The sequence below is a fragment of the Methylobacterium brachiatum genome, from assembly GCF_020523825.1.
GTDB lineage: Bacteria > Pseudomonadota > Alphaproteobacteria > Rhizobiales > Beijerinckiaceae > Methylobacterium > Methylobacterium brachiatum.
Genome location: NZ_JAJALK010000020.1, coordinates 63904 through 81666, shown reverse-complemented (window position 1 = coordinate 81666; position 17763 = coordinate 63904). Strand labels below are relative to the sequence as shown.

The window sequence follows — 17763 nt, the reverse complement described above, 5'->3', positions numbered from 1 at the left end:
GCGAGAACGAGGTTAGGGGGTCAGAATTGGACGCCGATCCCCCGCCTCACGGGGTCAAAGTTGCACGCCGAAACACACCCTAGCCGCTGGGAGGCTTCCAGAAGCAGGCACGAGGCGCCACTGTCCACGAGCCTCCGAACCGCACCGATGCCGGCGGCGCCTCCCCCCACGACGATCACGTCGAATTCGCTGGTCATCCGTCCAAGGTGAGGTCGGCCGACACGGCTTCCAAGGTCACCGCGGCCCCGCGGCCTGGCTTCAGGCCCAAAGCCGCCCACCGAGGCCGCCAATCATCGACGTGGGGTGCCGGGCACGACCGACGGGGGCCATCCTAGGTCATCGGACGTCCGGGCGCGTGCACCATCCCGTGACCGTCCGCAAACCTCCGAACCTTGTAGTCCCGCATACCCGGTCCCGAACCGGTAACCTCCAGCGCTCCGGATTGCCCCAGCGCCAGGATGCGCGCGAATAGGAGCTCGTAGCTGCATCCCTGTCCCGGCTGGTCTGAGCCGTCGTCGAGATGACCGATCACGCGGGCGACCAGTTTGATCAGCAACTTCCATTCCCCGGTGGCGAACCCGGTCAGGACGTCGTCGAAATGGGTCAGGGGCGCCGAGACCAAGTACCCGTCCCGAACGATGCGCAGCGGCGCGTTTTCCCGCCGCAGTTTCGCCCAGCGGGCCGTGGCCGGTTCGTTCTCGGCTTCGGTGAAGGGCCTTCTCCCGCTCACGAGATCGGCCGCGACCATCTCCTCGGGACGCAACTGACCCAACGACCATACCGTTGAGGCGGCACCCGGTCGGGGGAAGTCCGAGCCTATCACCTCGACGATGTCGAAGGGGCGCCCGGCCATGCGGGTGACGAACCGAAGGAAGCAAGCGTGCTCCGCCGCGTCGGTCAGGCAGACCCAGTAGACCGGATGGACGCCGGGGTCCGTCGCCTCCGCCCAGGGTACCTCCGGATCGGTGGGCTCCCCTTCCGGTTCGTCGTCCGGCCGCGTGTTCTCGGCGAACCAAATCCGGCGCGCCTCGGGGTCGAATGGTTCGATGGGCCCCACGTCGAGGACGTGCGTCAGTGCGATCACCCGTTCCGCGCGGCCCTGCATCCGCAAGGCCTGCCTGACGGAGTCGGCCCTGGCCGAGCCCCAGGCCAAGTGGACGACCTCCGACGCGCCGGTCACGGCGTACGCCCCGTGGCGCACAGGTCCGCTGGTAGCGGACCCGACGCCTCGAACAGCTTGCAACTGCGCGCGATCTCCTCGCGGATCATCGCGCACGGGTTCACGACGTTGCACGGCGGGTGCGTGGCCGGCGAGGCATCGAAACACTGCGTGACGAGACGCTTGGCGGCAGCGGACCCGATCTCGTCGCGGCACGCCACGGTCCCCTGGCCGGCCTGGGCTTGTGCGAAAGGCGGGACGATGGAAGCGACGGCTACCGCGAGCCATGCCCCTGTCACTCGCAATGCCTTCATCCGAACCTCCCCGCTCGATGCCTCGCCCGGCACTAGGCGCGGCCGGCCCGAACCGGTGGGCTCATTTGCGATGATCGGTCCGACATTGATCCCGGATGTGACCGCAGGGCACGCCGGCTTTTCGAATTGTAACCGTGGTCCTCCGCAGCCGAAATGCCGGTCGCCAAAAGGGGGGCGACGCGGCCGAAATCGTCGTTCGAGGTTTTGCCCCGCCGAGTGGGCTTTCGCCCCTCCCTGTATGGTCGCGCCCTATTCCACCTTCAATCTTTTTGCTGCGGCGGGGCACAGCATCTTGAACTGCTCGATCATCGGCGGGTTACCCGATGCGCAAGAGGTGTCGCCGTCCGGGCCAAGCGGGAAGCGGGTTTTCGCGGCTTGGCGGTCGCCGTACCGGTAGCTAACCGTACCTGCCTTGCAGTTCGCCTGCGCGGCCATGGTGGCCCGCCCCTCGCTGCGCAGATAGTTCGCGACGCACTGGGCTGTCGTCAGCTTGCCGCCGAACTGCTTGGTTTCCCCGCCGGGGTCGCGCTCGCAGTATTCCTGCAAGTCCGCCTTAGTGACGATCCCGCGCATGGTGGCGTGGGTGGTGTCGATGCCGTCGCGCTCGACCACCGTCCCGTTCCAGCCCTTGCAGGACGCGAGGGGGAAGTCTCCGGCGGCCCGTGCTGGTAAGTTAGCGAACGTCAGCAACGCGATGGCTAGGGTCGTACGCCGCATGTGTCGCCCCGGTCCCGGAACTGCCCGTCGTTCGGGTAAGGGCATGTCCCCGTGCCCGCACGGTCAAGCATCACGTCGGGTTATCCACATCCATACAGGGAACGGCGATGTTGCAAGCTTAACCGCTTGGAGGAACTACGGGCCTGTGTTCCACTTTTGTTCTTTGTGGATTCGTGGAGCGCGCGCATGCAGGTCCTGGGTGTCACGGTCGGGTTGCCGACCCCGGTCCCCATCCTCGCCAGGGCGGTCCGCGCGGGCTTCCCCAGCCCGGCGGACGACTTCGTCGAGGAAGAGATCGACCTCCAACGGCTGCTGATCGCGAACCGGCCGGCGACATTCCTCGTCCGGGTGGCGGGCGACAGCATGCTCCTGGCCCGCCTGCACGACGGCGACCTCGCGGTGGTCGACCGGTCGCTGACCCCGCGTAACGGCGACGTAGTGGTCGTAGACATCGACGGAGAGCGCTCGTTCAAGGTCTGGCGGCGCCAGGGCCCGCGGGTCATTCTGTCCTTCGCCAACCCGCGCTTTCCCGAGTTCAGCCTCGCCCCGGACGCGGTTGTCGAGGTGTGGGGCGTGGTGTCGGGGTCGATCAACCCGAGGCGCCGCGCGGAATGAGCCGGGCCTACGCCCTCTCCGACGGCAACAGCTTCTACTGCTCGTGCGAGAGGGTGTTCGACGCCCGCCTGGCCCGGGTGCCCGTGATTGTGCTGTCGAACAACGACGGTTGCGCGATTGCCCGGACCCCGGAGGCAAAGGCGCTCGGCATCCGCATGGGCGAGCCATTCTTCAAGATCCGCGACATGTGCAAGTCGCAGGGCGTGCGGGTCTACTCCTCGAACTATGCCCTGTACGGGGACATGTCGGCCCGGGTGAACACGGTCTACCGGGGGTTCTCGCCGCGCATCGAGATCTACTCCATCGACGAGAGCTTTTTGGATCTCTCGGACGTGCGCGAGGCCGACCGAGTGACCCTGTGCCGGGACATGCGCGAGACGGTGCGGGCGTGGACGGGCATTCCGACCTGCGTCGGCATCGGCGCCACAAAGACGCTGGCGAAACTCGCCAACCACGTGGCCAAGAAGGTGCCCGAGCTCGGCGGGGTGTGCGACCTGACCGATCCGGTCCAGTACGACCACTGGATGGCCCGCATCCCGCCCGAGGACATCTGGGGCGTCGGGCCGGCTAACGCCCGCAAGCTGGAGGCCCTGGGCTGCGAGAGCGTCGCCGACGTGCGCGACCTCGACACCCGGGCGGTGCGCAAGGCGATGACGGTGGTGGGCGAGCGACTCGTTCAGGAACTGCGTGGCATGGCCTGCCTCGACCTGGAGGAGGTCGCCCCGACCCGGAAGGGCTGCGCGGTAACCCGGAGCTTCTCCGACCGGGTCGAGGACCTCGCCACCATGGAGCAAGCCGTGGCCACTCACGCCGCTAGGCTGGGCGAGAAGCTGCGCGCTGGCGGCCTCGGCACCGATCACGTCGCGGTCTTCTTCCACACCTCCGAACACGACCGGGACCGGCCGCAGCGTTCGGTCTCGTCGGTGGTGACCCTGCCGGAGGCGTCAAACGATACCCTGGTGCTCGTTAAGGCGTGCCTGCACGGCGTCCGGAAGACCTGGAGGGACGGCTACCGCTATTCCAAGGCCGGTGTCGTCACCACGGATCTCGTGCCCCTGGCGGCCTCGCAGCGGGCCTTCCCGGGGCTGGGGCAACTAGACCGGGAGCACGGGGCGGCGCTGATGGGTGCCCTCGATGCCTGCAATCGGCGCTTCGGGCGGGGAGCCGTCGTGCCGGGCAGCGCCGGGTTCGCCCCCAAGCGCGAATGGTCGACCAAGTTCGAGATGCGCTCGCCCCGCTACACCACCAGGGTCGACGAGGTGCCGGTGGTGATGGCGGCATGAACGATTTACCGGGTGTTCGATCAACAGCAGGTACGGGCACATTAGCGACCCCGTGGGGCTCATCCGAAGGACGTGCGACCTTCCTGGGGCCCGCACGACCGATTCAAGTCAGACAAGCCAGTTCGGTCGTTCAACCGCGTGAAGTCCCTTCGGGCACCCATGGGCTTTCATCGCGCATGTACCGCCGTTGCCGAGGCATACCGCGATTTCGCGGCGGAGGTCGCCAGCGACTGACGCAACGCTTGGATGCCCGAAAGGCGAGGCGGCCTTACCGGGACGCCCCGCCTTACCAGCGAAGGGCCTCGATCAGGCTTCGCATCGCCGGTGTGACCTGCCGGTCCGGGTAATAGAGATGGCAGCCAGGGAACGGCGGGCACCAGGAATCGAGCACCTGAATCAGACGGCCGGCCGCGATGTCGTCGGCGACCTCGTCCTCCAGCATGTAGCCGAGCCCGGCCCCGGCCCTAACGGCGGCCGCCGCCAGGTTCCCGTCGTTCGCGATCAATTGGCCGCTCGCGCGGACCCGAACCTCTCGGTCGTCGCGGGCGAACTCCCATGGCAGCAGGCCACCTCCGCCGACCAAGCGGTAGTTCACGCAGCGGTGCGCCTCCAGGTCGGCCGGCGTGTCGGGTCGCGGGTGGCGCACGAAGTAGTCCGGAGTCCCGACCACCACCGTGCGCAGGTCTGGCCCGACGCGCACCGCGACCATGTCCCGCTCGACCGACTCGCCGAACCGGATGCCGGCGTCGAAGCCCGCCGCCACGATGTCGGTCAGCCGGTCGTCGACGATCACCTCCACCGAGACGGCCGGGTGGTCGATGAGGAAGCGGGGCAGCCTCGGTTCGAGGATGGTCCGGGCGGCATAGGGAAACGTCGTCAGGCGCAGGCTACCCGAGGGCTCGCCCCGCCAGTCGGCCAGCGCGTCGAGGCCCCGGGCGACCTCGTCGAGCGCGGGGGCGACGGAGCGCAGCAGCCGTTCGCCGGCGGGGGTCGGTGCGACGCTGCGCGTGGTGCGGGCGAGAAGCCGCACGTCGTAGCGCGCTTCCAGCGCCCGCATCGTGTGGCTGAGGGCGGAGGCCGAGAGCCCCATCTCGGCCCCCGCCCGGGTGAAGCTGCGATGGCGCGCCACCGCCGCGAAGGCCGCCAGATCGTCGAGGGTACCGCGTCGCATTCCTGAGCCATGCTCATAAGCCCTTGCCGAGTATAGCGTCTAATCGCGGCGCCGGTCGCGGATTACCTCTCGCGCTTCAACAGAGAGGCGCGACGATGGACCTGACGCAGTATCGGACCCTGGGACGCTCGGGCTTGGCGGTGAGTCCGCTCGCCCTCGGCACCATGACCTTCGGCGCGGGCCGGTGGGGCTGCGACGCGACCGCTGCGGGCGCGATCTTCGACTGCTACGTCGAGGCAGGCGGCAACTTCATCGACACGGCCGACGTCTATTCGGGCGGCACGAGCGAGACGATGCTCGGCGACATGGTCGCGGAGCGCGGGCTGCGCGACCGTCTCGTCATCGCGACGAAGTCCGGCTTCTCGCGCGCGCAGGGCACGCCGCTCGCGGGCGGCAACAGCGCCCGCAACATCCGCACGGGCCTGGAAGGCTCGCTGCGCCGCCTCAAGACCGGCTGGATCGATCTCTACTGGACGCATGTCTGGGACCGGACCACGCCGCCCGAGGAGGTGCTGCGCGCCCTGACCGATGCCGTCGCGCGCGGCGACATCCTCTACTACGGCTTCTCGAACGCCCCGGCCTGGTACGCGGCCCAGATCGCCACCCTGGCGCGCGCCCACGGCCTACCGGAGCCGGTCGGCCTGCAATACGCCTACTCGCTGGTCGACCGCGGGGTGGAACTCGACGTACTGCCCGCTGGCCGGGCGCTCGGCATGGGACTGGTGCCGTGGAGCCCCCTGGCGGCAGGCCTGCTGACGGGCAAGTACGGGCGCGACAAGCTCGCCGAAGCCGGGCCGGCGGGGTCGCTCCCGGACCGTGGGGGCGACGCGGCTGTCGGCGGCAGCGACGGGCGGCTAAACGGCGACAACCCGTTCGGCGGCATGCTTTTCACGGAGGCCAACTTCGCGGTGGTGGACGTGCTGCGGGCCGTGGCGGAGGAGAACGGCCGGCCAATGGCACAGGTCGCGCTCGCCTGGGTCGCACGTCGGCCCGGCGTCTCGTCGGTCCTCGTGGGCGCGAGCCGCCCGGAGCAGCTCGTTCAGAACATCGGCGCGCTCGACATCAAACTGTCCCCCGAGCAGCAGGGCCGCCTGGACGCGGCGGGGCGGCCGCCGAGCCTCAACCCCTACTTCATCTTCAACCTGCCGATGCCGACCATCTTCGGGGGGCAGGCAGTCGAGGCTTGGCGGGGCTCTCCGGCGTCCTGACGTCCCCGCCATTCCGGATGGAGCGGGAGCACCCACCCTTTGCAGAAGCTGGGAACCTCCACTTGCGGGCTGGCTGGCGAGGCAGTGATGCGGTCGTCCATGCCGCCTCGCCGGGCGACGCAAACACGGCAGCTTACGACGAGACGGCGGCGTGCGCGATCATCGGCGAGCTCCGCGGAACGTCCAAGCGGTTCATCTATACGAGTGGCTGCCTGGTCTACGGACCGACCGGCGACACACCCGCGACCGAGGGCAGTCCGCTGAGGGCGCTCGAACTCGTCCGCTTCCGCGAAGCCCTCGAACGGGAGATCCTCGACACGGCAGGCGACGGGATCCACCCGGTCGTGATCCGGCCGGGTTGGGTCTACGGCAACCGGGGCGGCACCGCGATGATGATGGTCTGCGCGGCTGCGGAGCACGGCGTGGCGCGCTACGTCGGCGACGGACGGAACCGCTGGACGACGGTGCACGCCGACGACCTCGCCGACCTCTACGCGCTCGCGCTCGAACGGGCACCGGCAGGTTCGGTCTTCAACGGCGTCCACGGAGCGGCGACCACTCTCATCGAAATCGCGCGAGCGGCAAGCGAGGCGGCTGGTGCCGGGGGGCGGGTGGAAGCATGGACGCTCGAAGACGCGCGTTCGGTGCTTTGGGCGTTCGCCGACGCCATAGCGTGCGATCAGGTCATCTCCGGGGAGAAGGCGGAGCGCGAACTCGGTTGGCGTCCGTCTCGCCGCTCCATCATCGACGAACTGCGGTCCTACCGGTCGGCAACCGACTGAGGCCGGCCGGTATCCGCCCCAAGCACTTGGCGGCCCCGCCTCGGCGACCTTAAAGCGCGCCCTCGGCGAGCAGCTCGCGGGTACGCTTCAGCGTCGACAGCAGCGCGGCCTTGTAGCCCTTGCTGCCGTCGAACTGCGCCTGCTCGGCCTGCTCCTCGGGACCGCCCGGTTCCTTCCCGCGCAGGCCGAGGTAGCAGTAGAACTGAAGCTGCAGCGCGCCCTCCTCGTCCTCGAACAGCTCGTTGACGATGGCCCCTTCCCGCGGGCCGGTGGCCTGGAAGAAGGTCACCTTGGCCCCGGGCTCGAAGGCGATGATCTCGCGCAGGTCGACACCCCCGATGGTGGCCTCGCGCACGAGGTGGGTGGCACTTTCCTCCACGACGTCGCACCGACTGCAGAGCCCCGGCGGCAGGAACTGGCGGGCGTCGCGGGCCTTGAGGACGAGGCCCGCCCAGGCCTGCGTGCGGGTCAGGGGAGCCTCCCCGTCCGGGTTCACTGGGACGGTTGCGGTCGAGTAGATCATGACGATGGGCCTTCTGATGGAGGTTGAGTGACGCTTGGGCGTCAGGCGGTCGCGATCTCGGCGGCGAGCGCGCGGTAGGTGCGCAGCGGGCGGCCCAGGAGCGTGGTGAGACGCTCAACGTCGCCGGCCTCCGGGACCATGCCGTCGGTCAAGAAGCGCTCGGCCATCAGGCGCATGTCGTAGGCCATCCAGCCCGGCATGAACTGCCGGAGGTTCCGCTCGAACCCGGCGGTGTCGTCCCCGCCATAGGCGATGGGGCGGCCAAGCACCTCCGACCAGATCGCGGCCACGCCCTCGCCCGTCAGCGTCTCGGGCCCGACGACGTTGATCCGGTCCAGGGGAAACGGCCCGTCGGCCCGCTCCCGGCGGATGAGTTCGAGGGCGGCGACCTCGCCAAGGTCGCGCGCGTCGACCATGGCCAAACCCCTGGCGCCGATGGGCATGGGGTAGACGCCGTGCTGCAGGACGACGTCCTTGACCGTCATCTCGTTGCTCATGAAGTAGGCGGGGCGCAGGATCGTGGCCTCGAAGCCCATCGCCTCGATCATCCGCTCGACGCCGAACTTGCCCGCGAAGTGGGGCACGTTCACGTAGACGTCGCTGTGGATCACCGACAGGTAGACGACCCGCTTGATCCCGGCTTCCCGGGCGACGTTGAGAGCAATCAGCGCCTGGGTGAATTCATCGGGCACCACGGCGTTGAGCAGGAAGAGCGTGGAGACGCCCTGGAAGGCGCCGCGAAGGGCGTCGACGTCGAGCAGGTCGCCCTGCGCCAGGGCCACGCCAGCCGGAAGTCCCGCTTTGGCCGGATCGCGGACGAGGGCGCGGACGTCGGCACCGCGCTTCGCGAGATTGTCGACGACATGGCGGCCGATGGTGCCGGTGGCGCCGGTGACGAGGATGGTCATGGAGTTTCTCCGGGTTGCTGCTGCTGACAGGCCGGAAATTAGCGATCCACGTTCTTACCGATAGACGCTATATCTGGACGGTCCGTCTCGCTGGTGGAACGCATGGACCTTCTCGCCCTCACCGACTTCAACCTCGTTGCCCGCCATGGCGGGTTCGGGCGCGCCGCTCGGGCGGCCGGACGCCCGAAGGCGACGCTGTCGCGCCGGGTCTCGGAGCTGGAGGGCGCGCTTGCACTCCGCCTGTTCGAACGCGGCGCCCGCACGCTGACGCTCACCGAGGAGGGGCGGGCCCTCCACGAACGGACGGGGATGCTGCTGGCCGAGCTCGACGAGACCGCGGCGGCCATCGCCTCGGGCGGCGCGAATCCGCGCGGCCGGCTGCGGGTGAGCGCGCCGCTCCTGTTCTCACAGGTGGCCATGGGGAAGCTCGCGGCCGAGTTCGCCGTGAAGCACCCGGAGGTCCGGCTGGAGGTCACGACGGATGACCGGGCCGTCGACATGGTCGAGGAGGGCTACGACGTCGTGATCCGGGTCAACCCGGAGACGGACGAAAGCCTGGTCGGCCGCGTCTTCCTGCGCGACAGGCTGGTCGTCGTGGCCAGTCCAGCCCTCGGGCAGCCACAGGGCAACCGGCCGGTTCCGGCGGTGGTGCGCGGTTCGGGCGGTGGAGATGCCTGGAAGGTGAAGGTGCCGGACGGGAGACCGCGCATCCCGTTCGAGCCCGTCCTCAGGCTGTCGTCGATGATCATGGTGCGCGACGCGGTCCGGGCCGGCGTCGGGGCGGCCTGCCTGCCCGTCTCGCTCGTGAGCCACGACATTGCCGCGGGCAGGCTGGTCCAATGGGGCGACGTCGAGGGGCCAGAGATCGCACTTTGGACGCTCTACCCGTCCCGCCGGCTCCTCAGCGCCCGCGTCTCGGCCTTCCTCGACCACCTGAAGCAGGCGTTCCCGCAGGGCACGCCCGACGAGTTGGCGTCTTACATCGGCACGTGAGTACGGGCCGGCGCCCCGAAGCCTGCGCGTCATCGAAGGTGCGGCGGGCGTCCTCGATCAGCGGCTCGTGCTCCCTTACCAGCGCGCGAAGCTTTTCGAGGTTGGCAGCCAAGGTGCGCCAGCCGTCTCGCAGTGGAACGGTACGTCTATATCGTACGACTATTCGCCCATCCGCGGATCGCTAACTTTGGCCACGTGAGAAGCAGCCAGCTTCCCGGAGGCAGCCATGCAAACCGTATCGAGCGAACCCCGACCGAAGATCCTGGTCCTTGGCGCCACCGGCGGGACAGGCAGGCTCATCGTCGCCCAAAGCCTGGCGCGCGGCTACGACGTGACGGCGCTGGTGCGCTCGCCCGGGAAGGCGAAAAGCCTTCCCGGCGCCAAGCTGGCGGTGGGCGACGCCCGTAACCCGAAGGTGCTGCGCGAGGCGCTGAGGGGGCGGGACGCGGTGGTGAGCGCGCTCGGCACGCCGGCAAGCCCATACAGGGAGGTGACGCTCCTGTCCGAGGTCACCCGAACCCTCGTCGGCGCCATGAGGGACGAAGGCGTCGCGCGCCTGGTCGCGGTCACCGGGATCGGCGCCGGCGACAGCCGGGGGCATGGCGGCTTCGCCTTCGACAAGCTGATCCTCCCGCTGCTCCTGCGCCATGTCTACGTCGACAAGGACCGCCAGGAGGACATCGTGAGGCAGAGCGGCCTCGACTGGGTCCTCGTCCGTCCCACCGTCCTGAGCAACAAGCCCGGCCGCGGCGCGGTCCGCGCGCTCGTCGACCTCGCCGGCTTCCATGGCGGGTCCGTCGCCCGGGAAGACGTCGCACGCTTCGTTCTCGACCAAGTCGAGACCGACGCCTGGATCGGCCGGTCGCCCCTGATCACGTGGTGAGCGCCGGCCCATCCCGGTGGGTCGGGAAGTGCCGGTCAGGCGCCCTGGCCGGCCAGCGCCACGGCGTCGGCTCCGGCGGGCAGGCGCATCGGGCAGGCCGGGTCGGTCGCGGCGCGCCAGATCGCCTCCGCCACGTCGACGGAACGCGTCACCTCGTCCGGGGGCTGCTGCTGCCAAGCCGCGAACACCTCCTGCACCAGGCCGGCGTAGGGTTCGGGGAAGCCCGCCGTCATGCGAGCCCGTGCGGTTTGGCCAAACGCGGTTTCAGGCGCCCGCCCGGGGATGACTAGGCGCACCCGCACGCTGAACGACTTCAACTCCAGGGCCAGGGACTCCGTGAAGGCGTTCACCGCGGCCTTGCTCGCCGTGTAGACGGAGAGCAGGTGCAGCGGCTTCTGGGTGACGCTGGAGCTCACGTTCACGACGACACCGGCCCGGCGCTCCCGGAACTGCGGCAGTACGGCTTGGGTCATGGCCATCGTCCCGAACGTGTTCGTCTCGAAGATTTCGCGCACCACCTCCATCGGCGTGCCTTCGAGCGCGTTCAGCCAGCCGATGCCGGCGTTGTTGACCAGGACGTCGATGGGTCCCGCCGCCTCGATGGCCTGCCGGATGCTCGTCGCATCGGTGACGTCGAGGGCGAGGACGCGCAGGCGGTCGCAGGCGGGCAGATCCACCGCGCGCGGCGTACGCATGGTGGCTACCACGTTCCAGCCCCGGTCGAAAAAAAGGCGGGCGATCTCAAGACCGAACCCGGACGAGCATCCAGTGATCAGGACGGTTTGCATGTCGGCTCCATCAGGTTGTGACCAGCGATGGATAGATCCGGACAGCGGGACGATCTACAATCGCGCGTCCTGATCTCATTAGCGAAAGTCCGGAAATGTCCGATCCGCTCGCTGACGTTGTCACCCTGCTCCGTCCCAGAGCCGCGTTCTCCAAGTCCGTGAGCGCCTCGGGTCCCTGACGAGTCCGCCGGGCGGAGCACGGTCGTCCGTTCTACTGCGCCGCGCTGGAGGGCTCATGCCGCCTGACGATCCGGGACCGCGATCCGGTAGTCCTGGAGCAGGGGGACTTCCTCCTTGTCCCGGCTGCGGACGCGTTCGAGATGTCGAGCCTCATGCCCCCGATCGAAGGCTCCGAGACGATGCCGGTCGAGGTGGGGCCCGGCGAGTTCCGGGTCGGGCGGCAGGACGGCCCGGCGGACGTCCGCATGCTCGTAGGCTACTGCACCTTCGGCTCGCCCGACGCAGGCCTGCTGGTGTCGCTCCTGCCGAGCCTCGTCCACGTCCGAGGCGAGACCAAGCTGGCCTCCCTCATGTACCTCGTCGGCGAAGAGGCGCGTCAGCGCAGGCCCGCGCGGGACCTCATCTTGGAGCGGCTTCTGGAGGTCATGCTGATCGAGGCGCTGCGCTCCATGGGCGGCCCCGCGCTGTCACCGGGCCTCCTGCGGGGACTCGGTGACGAACGCTTGAGCGTGGCCTTGCGCAGGATGCACGAGATGCCGACCGCCGCCTGGACCGTCGCAGGGCTGGCGCAGGAGGCGGGGCTCTCGCGCTCCGTATTCTTCGAGCGCTTCAGGCGCGCAGTCGGTGTCGCGCCGATGGAGTATCTCCTCGGTTGGCGAATGGCCCTGGCGAAGGACCTTCTCCGGCGCGAGGGCGGCGGCATCGCCGAGGTGGCCGTGCGAGTGGGTTACGGCTCCGCGAGCACGTTCAGCGTGGCGTTTTCCCGCCATGTGGGCTTGCCGCCGGCGGCGTATGCCCGGGAGCACAGTCAATCGGCTTGACCAGCGCACAACGGCAGGTGCTCGGGCCATCAACGAGGCCTACTGCGCCTTTCCAGTGTCTGGCTGCGAGCGCAACACGATTTCAGCAGACCTCGCCGGTGTCTCGATCCGAGGTATCTCCGAACAGAAGCAGGCGTTCCTAAAGGTCTGCCTTGACGTCACCGTGGAGCTCGAAGCGTTGCCTGACACGGCGCGCTTCCTCACGGCTTCGTTTTGAAGCAGTCATGCTCGTGGTTGGCCGCCTCAATCGCCGCTTCGTTGGTCAGTGCCCATGCGCAGAGCGCCTCGAAGGGTTGGCGCAGCGAATGGCCAAGCGGGGTGATCGCGTACTCGACACCGATTGGTGCGGTCGGCAGCACCGTCCGGGTCACCAGACCATTGCGCTCCAACCGCTTCAGCGCGTCCGCCAGCGCCTTGTGCGTGATGCCGTCGAGCCGCCGCTTGATCGCGTTGAACCGCGACGGCCGCGGGCAGAGCACCGTGAGGATCAGGATCGTCCACTTGTCGGCGATCTTGTCCAGCACAGGGCGCACCCGCGCCATGTTGGCGAGCGCGCACTCGGACAGTGCCTCGAGGTCGGTATCGTCGGCCATATCTAGGCCACCCTAAGTGCGTTCTTGATAGCAGATATACGTTGTGTATCACATGTCCCCTCGTAGACGAAGGGATTCCGAAATGGCGCGCATGGTGGACAAGGTTGCTCTCGTGGTCGGCGGAGCGAAGGGGATCGGCCTTGCGGTCGCCGAGCGGCTGGCGGTCGAGGGTGCGTCGGTCGTGCTCACCGGGCGGCGCACCGACGATGTCGAGGCCGCCGCCGCTAGGATCGGGCGTGGTGCGCGGGGTCTCATTGCGGACGCGGCCCTACAAGAGGACTTGCACCGCGTCGTGGAGACGGTGAGGGAGGCATATGGCCGGATCGACGCGTTGGTCCTCAACGCGGGCATCTCGGAACCGGCAACCCTGCGCGACGGGACGCCCGAGCATTTCGACCGGCACTTTGCAGTCAACGTCCGTGGGACCGTCTTCGGGTTGCAGGCGGCGCTGAGCGCGATGGGGCGGGGTGGGTCGGTCGTGCTGATGGGATCAATTGCCGATGCCGCAGGCATCACGCCCTACGGGACTTACTGCGCGACGAAGGCGGCACTGCGCTCCTACGCGCGCACGTGGACAGCGGAACTGGCCCCGCAGGGTATCCGTGTGAACGTGGTGGCCCCCGGCCCAACCGACACCGCCATGATGGCTAGCGTGCCGGAGGAGGGGCGGGCCGCGCTGATCGCACCAATCCCCCTCGGCCGCATGGCGCGCCCGGAGGAGGTGGCGGCGGCCACGCTGTTCCTGCTGAGCGACGAGGCAAGCTTCATCGCGGGCGCCGAACTGTGCGTCGATGGCGGGATGCGGCAGGTCTAGCGTCCCGGTCAGGGGGTCATGGAGCCGCTGTCAGGGAGCGGCCTCATGGTACCGCATCGCTTCGAGGTCGGCGATCAGCCCCGGCCCGGTCGGGTGCCACCCCAGCCGGGCCTTCGTCCACGAGCTCGAGGCCGACATGTCCACACCGGCGAATGCGCCGAGCCACTCGAAATGCCGGGCCGCCTCCTCCGGCGGAAGGGACCTGACCGGCACGTTCAGCCCCCGACCGAGGACTTCCGCGATGGCGCGAGTCGGGACGCCCTCCTCGGCGACGGCGTGGTAGCGTGCCCCTGTCTCCCGCTGCTCCAGAGCCAACCGGTAAAGGCGGGCGACGTCGAGTACGGCAGCGGCCGACCACCGGTGCGTCCCGTCCCCGACATAGGCCGAGACGCCCTTCCGGCGCGCCAGTTCGACGAGGTAGGTGACGAGGCCCTGCTTGACCCTGTCATGCACCTGGGGGAGCCGCACCACCGACACGTTGACGCCCGTCTCCAGCAGCGCGGCCCCTGCCAGCTCGGACGTGATGCGCGGGTTCTGATGCTCGGCGTTGAAGACGTCCTCCGTCGCCGGCCGGCCCGGGGCGGGGCTCCCGAAGCCGGTCCCGGAGGTGATGATCAGGGGCCGATCCGAGCCCTTGAGGGGGGAGCCGAGGGCTTTGATGGCGCGCCGGTCCTTCTCGCAATTGGCGGCGAAGTTCGAGAAGTCGTCGTGGTCGAAGGCGGTGTGGATCACTCCGTCCACCTGGGCGGCGCCGCGGCGCAGGCTGTCCAGATCCTCCAGGTTTCCGAGATGCGGCACGGCCCCGGCGTCGCGAAGGGCCCGGGCGCCCCTCTCCGAGCGGGTCAGCCCGAGAACCTGATGGCCGGCGGCGAGGAGTTCGGGAACGATGGCCGAGCCGATGAAGCCGGTCGCACCGGTCAGAAATATGCGCATGGGGGCTTGTCCGAAGGGGCGAGGAAGCCGACTGTCGCGCTTGCCGGCATCCGGTTAAAGTAGTGACCTTATCCGGGTATAATCACCAACAGGCTCGCGATGCCGTCCACCTCGGAGAACCTGCTCGGGGCCTATCTCCGAGACCGGCGGACAAAGTTGGACCCAGCGGCCTTCGGGTTCTCCGGGCGCCGAAGGACGCCGGGCCTACGCCGGGAGGAAGTCGCCCAACGCTCCAACATCAGTGCAACCTGGTACACGTGGCTGGAGCAGGGACGCGGCGGAGCCCCCTCCGCGGACGTGCTCAACCGCATCGCGTCCGGGCTGATGCTGACGGAGCCCGAACGCGAGCACCTGTTCCTGCTGGGGCTTGGGCGGCCGCCCGAGGTCCGCTACAGGCCGGTCGAAGGCGTGACGCCGCGCCTGCAGCGCCTCCTCGACACGCTCGAGGCGAGCCCCGCGCTGGTGAAGACCGCCACCTGGGACGTCCTCGCCTGGAACCCGGCCGCCGCCGTGGTGCTGACCGACTGGGATACCGTCCCGTTCCGCGAGCGCAACATCCTCCGCCGGATGTTCGGCGACCTGCGGGTGCGGAGCGCGCAGCAAGATTGGGAAAGCGTGGCGCGCTTCGTGGTTGGCACGTTCCGGGCCGACGCGGCGAGGGCCGGGGCCACCTCGGAGGTCGGCCAGTTGGTGGAGGAGCTCTGCCGCACGAGCTCGGAGTTCGAGGCGCTCTGGCACGAGAACGACGTCCGGGTCCACGGGGACGGGGTCAAGCGCCTGCGGCACCCGACCCTGGGCGAGATCGAGCTGGAATACTCGGCTTTCGCGGTGGATGGGCGGCCCGACCTCGGCATGCTCGTCTACAATCCTGTCGCCGACACCGTCGCCGCAGGGATACGCGCCCTGGTCGCGGCACGCTCCGCCAGCCGGCAAGGCCGGGCTTAGGGTCGTTCGCATTGGCCGGCACGCGCCTGAGGAGCTGCCGGCGCGCATCGTCGATCAACCGGTAGAGGATCGCCTCGACGCCCGGGTCGCCCATGTGCGCGCGGTCGCCCCGCGCGACGAGGTCCCGGCTGCGTTCGCCCGCCGTCACCCAATTCCAGCCAACTGTCGACCGTCCGCTTTCTTCGAACCCCTTCCCGAAACCAGAACAGTAGCAATCCACCCTGAGCGGACCTCCCGCTATCGACCCTTCATCGCCGGGCCGAAACCACAAGGCCTCCCCGAAAGCGGTCCTTCAACGCGCGGAAAGCGTCCCGTTTCGCTATCGTCGCTTGGCCATTTCAGAGAATGGCATTCGGGAAGCGGTTTGGGGAAAACTTGCACCGATGCGGTCGTGACAACTCAGAGCATTCGAGCCCTGCGCCGCCAGCGCCACGCGCCGCGCTTCGGAAGCGGAGATCTCCACCTTCAGAAGCGCGTTCCCGACACCGTCGCGATAAAGGCGCGGAGGTCAGCTAGCATCAGTTCCGGCTCTTCCAGCGCGGCGAAATGCCCGCCTCGCGGCATGTCGGTCCAATGCACGACGTTGTAGGTCTTCTCCGCGAATGAGCGAGGCGGCGGCGAGAACACCGGATCGGGGAACGCCGCAACGCCGGTCGGCACCTGGATGCGGGTGCTGGCCGGAAGCATCATCGATCCCTCAAGCCGGCTGCCGTAGTAGATCCAGGTTGCAGTCACGAACGATGCCGGCGCGATGTAGAGCATGATGTTGGTGAGGAGCTCCTCCTCGGAAAACTTGCTCCAGATGTCGGGGTCGCCGTCGGCGGTTGTCGGAAGATCGGCCCACTTGCCGAACTTTTCGAGTATCCAGCCCGCCACTCCGACCGGGCTGTCGGCCATCGCGACGCCGAGCGTTTGCGGACGGGTCGCCTGCTCGTGAAAATAGGCGCTCTCCCGATCGGCCATCGCGGCCCGCTTGGCGGCGAAAGACTTCTCCTCGTCGGTCGTCGGAGCGGCGTCCTCCGCACGCACGGTCATCATGTTGATATGGATGCCGAGCAGAGCATCCGGTCGATCATGCGCTGCCCAGGCCGCTATGCCGTGGCCCCAATCGCCCCCTTGAATGAAATACGGCGCGTCGCCGAACAGTTGGGCCATCAGCCCATGCACGAGCGCAGCAGCTTGCCGCGGGCCAATTGGTTGCGTGATCGGGTTGGAAAACGCGAAGCCTGGAAGCGAGGGGACAACAACATCGTGCCCGTCCGCTGCGAGCGGCTCCAACAGCCGCTCGAACTCAAGATACGAGCCCGGCCAGCCGTGGAGAAGTAGGACGGGCGGCTCGGAGCCGTCGCCCTTCACATGAACGAAGTGGAGGTGTTCGCCTTCCACGTCGGCTGTGAAGTTGGGGAGTGCATTGAGGCGCCGTTCGACCGCACGCCAGTCGTAGCTATCCCTCCAATACGCGACGAGCCGCTTGAGGTCATCAACCCCGACCCCCGCTGACCAGCCCCCCGCATCCGGCAGCTGGCTCCAGTCGTAAGCCTCGATCTTGGCTCTGATCGTCGCGAGCCGTTCGTCAGAGATGTTGATCGTGTAGGGTGAAATCATGATGTTCTCCGCTTAAGCTGGGAAACGCCATCGTCTAAGGGATTGCTTGAACATCAGATCGCCGGCGCATCCGGTGCGCTCGCCCGCAGCGCGGTAAGGTCGGCCTGTTTTCCGAAGATGCCCCAATTTTGCTCGGCAACCTCGTGAATGACGACGTACACCGGGGCGACCGCTGCGCCGTCCGGCCGCCGATCAAGGATGGCGGTTGCGCCTTCAATAAGCCGGCGCTTGCCAGCAGCATCCAATCCTCCTGCCAGCACGTATATCTGGAGCGTCACGACGGGCAGCCGAGCGAGTTCGTCGCCCATGAATACGGCATCTGCCGCATAGTCGGCGAAGTAAGTCCACACGGTGCTACGCAACATCGGCGAGGGCGGTAGTACCTCCCAGTCGAGGCCGAGCGCTGTCAGTGGGCCAGCGACCCGCTGCCGATCGGCGGCGTCGAAGGTGCCAGCCGGCGAATGGATGATGAGCTTGGGCATGGAGCAGCGTCCCTGTGAACGAATGCGGGTGCCGCCGTGCGGCACC

20 protein-coding genes and 1 pseudogene are annotated in these 17763 nt (G+C 68.4%); 9 read left to right on the top strand and 12 right to left on the bottom strand.

Annotated features, from left to right (window positions below):
* Positions 1 to 20: 20 nt before the first annotated feature.
* From LGR69_RS27935 to LGR69_RS27920, 4 genes are all read right to left on the bottom strand, one after another.
* Positions 21 to 197: an NAD(P)-binding protein gene (locus tag LGR69_RS27935; protein WP_268868838.1), complete on the bottom strand. Its 177-nt coding sequence runs from the start codon at positions 195 to 197 to the stop codon at positions 21 to 23.
* Between the two features lie 134 nt (positions 198 to 331).
* Entirely contained in the window at positions 332 to 1153 is an 822-nt protein-coding gene (locus LGR69_RS27930) for a DUF3658 domain-containing protein (protein ID WP_230368065.1), read from the bottom strand.
* Between the two features lie 23 nt (positions 1154 to 1176).
* The gene (locus tag LGR69_RS27925) at positions 1177 to 1473 is read right to left on the bottom strand and encodes a hypothetical protein (RefSeq protein ID WP_007558246.1); all 297 of its coding nucleotides are present in this window, start codon (positions 1471 to 1473) and stop codon (positions 1177 to 1179) included.
* Between the two features lie 249 nt (positions 1474 to 1722).
* Positions 1723 to 2190: a hypothetical protein gene (locus tag LGR69_RS27920; RefSeq protein ID WP_007558247.1), complete on the bottom strand. Its 468-nt coding sequence runs from the start codon at positions 2188 to 2190 to the stop codon at positions 1723 to 1725.
* Between the two features lie 186 nt (positions 2191 to 2376).
* Between LGR69_RS27920 and LGR69_RS27915 the strand changes: the two genes are divergently transcribed.
* Both LGR69_RS27915 and LGR69_RS27910 read left to right on the top strand, forming a co-directional pair.
* Positions 2377 to 2805: a LexA family protein gene (locus LGR69_RS27915; protein WP_007558248.1), complete on the top strand. Its 429-nt coding sequence runs from the start codon at positions 2377 to 2379 to the stop codon at positions 2803 to 2805.
* The gene (locus LGR69_RS27910; protein WP_230368064.1) at positions 2802 to 4088 is read left to right on the top strand and encodes a Y-family DNA polymerase; all 1287 of its coding nucleotides are present in this window, start codon (positions 2802 to 2804) and stop codon (positions 4086 to 4088) included. The genes LGR69_RS27915 and LGR69_RS27910 overlap by 4 nt, the downstream gene beginning before the upstream one ends.
* 286 nt (positions 4089 to 4374) lie before the next feature.
* Here LGR69_RS27910 and LGR69_RS27905 read toward each other — a convergent pair whose 3' ends face one another.
* Complete coding sequence (locus LGR69_RS27905) at positions 4375 to 5259, bottom strand: LysR family transcriptional regulator (protein WP_007558258.1); 885 nt, start codon at positions 5257 to 5259, stop codon at positions 4375 to 4377.
* Between the two features lie 95 nt (positions 5260 to 5354).
* On the opposite strand from LGR69_RS27905, the gene LGR69_RS27900 reads away from it, so the two are divergent.
* On the top strand, positions 5355 to 6467 hold the full coding sequence (locus tag LGR69_RS27900; protein ID WP_007558260.1) for an aldo/keto reductase: 1113 nt from the start codon (positions 5355 to 5357) through the stop codon (positions 6465 to 6467).
* Between the two features lie 62 nt (positions 6468 to 6529).
* Complete coding sequence (locus LGR69_RS27895; protein WP_052311398.1) at positions 6530 to 7249, top strand: NAD-dependent epimerase/dehydratase family protein; 720 nt, start codon at positions 6530 to 6532, stop codon at positions 7247 to 7249.
* Positions 7250 to 7298: 49 nt separating this feature from the next.
* Here LGR69_RS27895 and LGR69_RS27890 read toward each other — a convergent pair whose 3' ends face one another.
* Both LGR69_RS27890 and LGR69_RS27885 read right to left on the bottom strand, forming a co-directional pair.
* A complete protein-coding gene (locus LGR69_RS27890; RefSeq protein WP_007558262.1) occupies positions 7299 to 7772 on the bottom strand; it encodes an SRPBCC family protein in 474 nt (157 codons plus the stop codon).
* A gap of 41 nt (positions 7773 to 7813) precedes the next feature.
* Positions 7814 to 8680 carry an SDR family oxidoreductase gene (locus LGR69_RS27885; protein ID WP_007558263.1) on the bottom strand — a complete coding sequence of 289 codons (867 nt, stop codon included), beginning with the start codon at positions 8678 to 8680 and terminating at the stop codon, positions 7814 to 7816.
* A 102-nt stretch (positions 8681 to 8782) separates the two neighbouring features.
* On the opposite strand from LGR69_RS27885, the gene LGR69_RS27880 reads away from it, so the two are divergent.
* Positions 8783 to 9673: a LysR family transcriptional regulator gene (locus LGR69_RS27880; RefSeq protein ID WP_007558264.1), complete on the top strand. Its 891-nt coding sequence runs from the start codon at positions 8783 to 8785 to the stop codon at positions 9671 to 9673.
* A 226-nt stretch (positions 9674 to 9899) separates the two neighbouring features.
* Positions 9900 to 10556: an NAD(P)-dependent oxidoreductase gene (locus LGR69_RS27875; RefSeq protein WP_007558265.1), complete on the top strand. Its 657-nt coding sequence runs from the start codon at positions 9900 to 9902 to the stop codon at positions 10554 to 10556.
* A 35-nt stretch (positions 10557 to 10591) separates the two neighbouring features.
* Here LGR69_RS27875 and LGR69_RS27870 read toward each other — a convergent pair whose 3' ends face one another.
* The gene (locus tag LGR69_RS27870; RefSeq protein WP_007558266.1) at positions 10592 to 11344 is read right to left on the bottom strand and encodes an SDR family oxidoreductase; all 753 of its coding nucleotides are present in this window, start codon (positions 11342 to 11344) and stop codon (positions 10592 to 10594) included.
* 95 nt (positions 11345 to 11439) lie between these two features.
* Between LGR69_RS27870 and LGR69_RS27865 the strand changes: the two are divergent.
* Positions 11440 to 12345, top strand: a pseudogene (locus tag LGR69_RS27865) (AraC family transcriptional regulator).
* A 200-nt stretch (positions 12346 to 12545) separates the two neighbouring features.
* Here LGR69_RS27865 and LGR69_RS27860 read toward each other — a convergent pair.
* Positions 12546 to 12938, bottom strand: coding sequence for a winged helix-turn-helix transcriptional regulator (locus tag LGR69_RS27860; RefSeq protein WP_007558268.1), 393 nt, complete (start codon positions 12936 to 12938; stop codon positions 12546 to 12548).
* An 82-nt stretch (positions 12939 to 13020) separates the two neighbouring features.
* On the opposite strand from LGR69_RS27860, the gene LGR69_RS27855 reads away from it, so the two are divergent.
* The gene (locus LGR69_RS27855; protein ID WP_007558269.1) at positions 13021 to 13752 is read left to right on the top strand and encodes an SDR family NAD(P)-dependent oxidoreductase; all 732 of its coding nucleotides are present in this window, start codon (positions 13021 to 13023) and stop codon (positions 13750 to 13752) included.
* Between the two features lie 30 nt (positions 13753 to 13782).
* On the opposite strand, the gene LGR69_RS27850 is transcribed toward LGR69_RS27855, so the two are convergent.
* Positions 13783 to 14685 carry an SDR family oxidoreductase gene (locus LGR69_RS27850; RefSeq protein ID WP_007558270.1) on the bottom strand — a complete coding sequence of 301 codons (903 nt, stop codon included), beginning with the start codon at positions 14683 to 14685 and terminating at the stop codon, positions 13783 to 13785.
* 99 nt (positions 14686 to 14784) lie between these two features.
* On the opposite strand from LGR69_RS27850, the gene LGR69_RS27845 reads away from it, so the two are divergent.
* On the top strand, positions 14785 to 15630 hold the full coding sequence (locus tag LGR69_RS27845; RefSeq protein ID WP_007558272.1) for a helix-turn-helix transcriptional regulator: 846 nt from the start codon (positions 14785 to 14787) through the stop codon (positions 15628 to 15630).
* A gap of 465 nt (positions 15631 to 16095) precedes the next feature.
* Here LGR69_RS27845 and LGR69_RS27840 read toward each other — a convergent pair whose 3' ends face one another.
* Positions 16096 to 17235 (bottom strand): epoxide hydrolase family protein, encoded by a 1140-nt coding sequence (locus tag LGR69_RS27840; RefSeq protein WP_007558274.1) that lies wholly within the window; start codon positions 17233 to 17235, stop codon positions 16096 to 16098.
* A 53-nt stretch (positions 17236 to 17288) separates the two neighbouring features.
* Entirely contained in the window at positions 17289 to 17717 is a 429-nt protein-coding gene (locus LGR69_RS27835) for a tautomerase family protein (RefSeq protein ID WP_007558275.1), read from the bottom strand.
* Positions 17718 to 17763 lie beyond the last annotated feature (46 nt).